Origin of the sequence: Pseudomonas sp. GD03862, from assembly GCF_029840855.1 — a bacterium.
GTDB lineage: Bacteria > Pseudomonadota > Gammaproteobacteria > Pseudomonadales > Pseudomonadaceae > Aquipseudomonas > Aquipseudomonas alloputida.
The window spans coordinates 1-3,028 of sequence record NZ_JAOCDI010000093.1 but is presented as its reverse complement, the minus strand read 5'-3'; the positions used below and the strand labels follow the sequence as shown (position 1 = coordinate 3,028).

Here is a 3,028-nt window from a genome sequence, read left to right as displayed (position 1 = left end):
GTCGAGGCGGACACCTGGCGGCGCTCGATCTCATAGACGCTGAAAATGTTGTGACGAACCCCTGGCGGCCTTGATGCGAGCCCATGACATGCACCGACCAGATCTCAGGGCGCCTTCGCCCCCGGGACGCCCGAGGCAGGTGCAACACCCGGCGCCGCTTGCTCAACCGGCTTTTCCACCGCTTTCTCAACCACCGCCACCCGATCCAGCTCGATATTCACCCGCCGATTACGCGCCCGATTCGACGCACTGTTGTTCTTCGCGAGCGGATAACGCTCGCCATGGAAGCGCACAGTGATCTGCTCTTCCGGCACACCGTTAGCCTTGAAATAATCGGCCACGGCCAATGCGCGGCGGCGTGACAGGTCGCGGTTGGCCAGGCGGTTGCCACTGTTGTCGGAATGCCCATTGAGCTCGACATGGTTCACCGTCGGGTCGGCTTTCATGTAATCGAGGATCACATCCAGCCGCGCCTTGGCTGCTGCATCCAGCTCGATACCGCCCCCGGGGAAACCCACCTGGGTCTGGCGCACCTGGTCGTAGTTCATCGGCAACAGCTTGCCCGCACAGACCTGATAGTCATTGTAGGCCTTGGCGAAGCTGACCGGCAGCACACGCACCTCCATCGGCCTGCCCGCCTCACCGGTGTAGTTGCGCACGACTGTGCTACGCCCGTCGAGCAAACCGTTGATCAGCCGGCTGGCCTGCCCTTGGGAGGAGCTGAACAGCACGCCACTGCGGGCCATTCGCACATTGCCCAGGTTGATATCGCCACGCCCAGGTTGCCACGGCGCTGCCGCAGCCAGCAGGCTGGCGGTGCCGGCACCCAGTACGTTGCTGTCCGACCGCAGCTGGAACACCGGCTGCTCGCCTGCCCGACGCACGAACGTACCGCTGCCGAAACCTTCGATCGGCTGGCTCAGACGGCACTCGAACTGGTCACCCTCGACCTTCCAGGCAATGTTCTCCATGCGCGTCTGGAAAGTCAGTGCGCCGGCCGGCAGGCTGGCGAACAGGGTCAACAGGGCTAGGTAACGCTGGCGCACGGGCGGCTCCACAAATTCTGACGGCTTACCAGCAGGCTATCGGACGCTGTCCGGAAAACTTGATAGCCGTGCTCGCCCCGGGGTTTTCCGGTAGGATTGGGGCTTGAGTTCGACCCGCCTGGAATCCCCAATGTCCGATCGCCTGACCCTCCTGCGCCCCGACGACTGGCACATCCATCTGCGCGATGGTGCCGTCCTGCCCCACACCGTTGGCGACGTGGCGCGTACCTTCGCCCGTGCCATCATCATGCCCAACCTCGTGCCGCCGGTGCGCAATGCCACCGAGGCCGGCGCCTACCGTGAGCGCATTCTGGCTGCCCGCCCGGCCGGCAGCCGCTTCGAGCCGCTGATGGTGCTGTACCTCACCGACAACATCAGCCCCGAGGACATCCGCGCGGCCAAGGCCAGCGGTTTCGTGTACGCCGCCAAGTTGTACCCGGCCGGCGCCACCACCAACTCCGATTCGGGCGTGACCAGCATCGACAACATCTTCCCGGCCATAGAGGCAATGGCGGAAGTGGGCATGCCGCTGCTGGTGCATGGCGAAGTGACCCGCAGCGAGATCGACGTGTTCGACCGCGAGAAGCGCTTCATCGACGAGCACATGCGCCGTGTGGTCGAGCGCTTCCCGACGCTGAAAGTGGTGTTCGAACACATCACCACCAGCGATGCCGCGCAGTTCGTCACCGAGGCCCCGGCCAACGTGGGTGCGACCATCACCGCCCAGCACCTGCTGTACAACCGCAACCACATGCTGGTTGGCGGCATTCGCCCGCACTTTTACTGCCTGCCGATCCTCAAGCGCAACACCCACCAGGTGGCCTTGCTGGACGCAGCCACCAGCGGCAATCCGAAGTTCTTCCTCGGCACCGACTCGGCACCTCATGCCCGTCACGCCAAGGAAGCAGCCTGTGGTTGCGCGGGTTGCTACACCGCTTATGCGGCCATCGAGATGTACGCCGAAGCGTTCGAGCAGCGTAACGCGCTGGACAAGCTGGAAGGCTTCGCCAGCCTGCACGGCCCGGCCTTCTATGGCCTGCCGGCGAACACCGACACCATTACCCTGGTCCGCGAAGAATGGACCGCTCCGGAAAGCCTGCCATTTGGCGAGCAAACCGTAGTCCCGCTGCGCGCTGGCGAAAAACTGCGCTGGCGCCTGCTGGAGAAAAACGCGTGAGCGAAGACCTTTACGAAGACGACCTGGAAACCCAAGGCAGCAGCGGTCCTCGCCACCCGATGGCCGAGCGCTTCCGCGGCTATCTGCCGGTCGTGGTGGATGTTGAAACCGGTGGTTTCAACAGCGCTACCGATGCATTGCTGGAAATTGCCGCCGTCACCATTGGCATGGACGAGAAAGGTTTCCTGTTCCCCGAACATACCTACTTCCACCGAGTGGAGCCGTTCGAGGGCGCCAACATCGAGCCGGCCGCACTTGAGTTCACCGGGATCAAGCTGGACCACCCGCTGCGCATGGCGGTCAGCGAGGAAAGCGCGATGACCGACATCTTCCGCGGCGTGCGCAAGGCACTCAAGGCCAACGGCTGCAAGCGGGCGATTCTGGTCGGCCACAACAGCAGCTTCGACCTGGGTTTCCTCAATGCAGCAGTGGCGCGCAATGACCTGAAGCGCAACCCGTTCCACCCGTTCTCCAGCTTCGACACCGCCACCCTGGCGGGCCTGGCGTATGGCCAGACCGTGCTGGCGCGGGCCTGCCAAAGCGCCGACATCGACTTCGACGGGCGTGAGGCGCACTCGGCACGTTATGACACCGAGAAAACCGCTGAGCTGTTCTGCGGCATCGTCAACCGCTGGAAAGAAATGGGCGGCTGGCGCGATTTCAACGATTGATCTGCTAAAGGCATTCGCGGGCACGCCCGCTCCCACAGGTTCACCTTTGCCTTCAGGCATGCAGAGAATCTGTGGGAGCGGGCGCGCCAGCGAAGAGGCCGGCACAGGAAGGCAAAAAAAACCGGCCACGAAGG

Annotated in this window: 3 protein-coding genes; 2 read left to right on the top strand and 1 reads right to left on the bottom strand. The window is 63.7% G+C overall.

The genetic code is table 11. From position 1 onward, the window contains the following. Positions 1-104: 104 nt before the first annotated feature. On the bottom strand, positions 105-1,046 hold the full coding sequence (locus tag N5D53_RS27425) for an OmpA family protein (RefSeq protein ID WP_104960919.1): 942 nt from the start codon (positions 1,044-1,046) through the stop codon (positions 105-107). Between the two features lie 130 nt (positions 1,047-1,176). Between N5D53_RS27425 and pyrC the strand changes: the two genes are divergently transcribed. After that, positions 1,177-2,223, top strand: coding sequence for a dihydroorotase (gene pyrC, locus N5D53_RS27420; RefSeq protein WP_003254943.1), 1,047 nt, complete (start codon positions 1,177-1,179; stop codon positions 2,221-2,223). After that, positions 2,220-2,894, top strand: a complete 675-nt coding sequence (gene rnt / locus N5D53_RS27415) for a ribonuclease T (protein ID WP_021781971.1) — start codon at positions 2,220-2,222, stop codon at positions 2,892-2,894. The genes pyrC and rnt overlap by 4 nt, the downstream gene beginning before the upstream one ends. Positions 2,895-3,028: the final 134 nt, after the last annotated feature.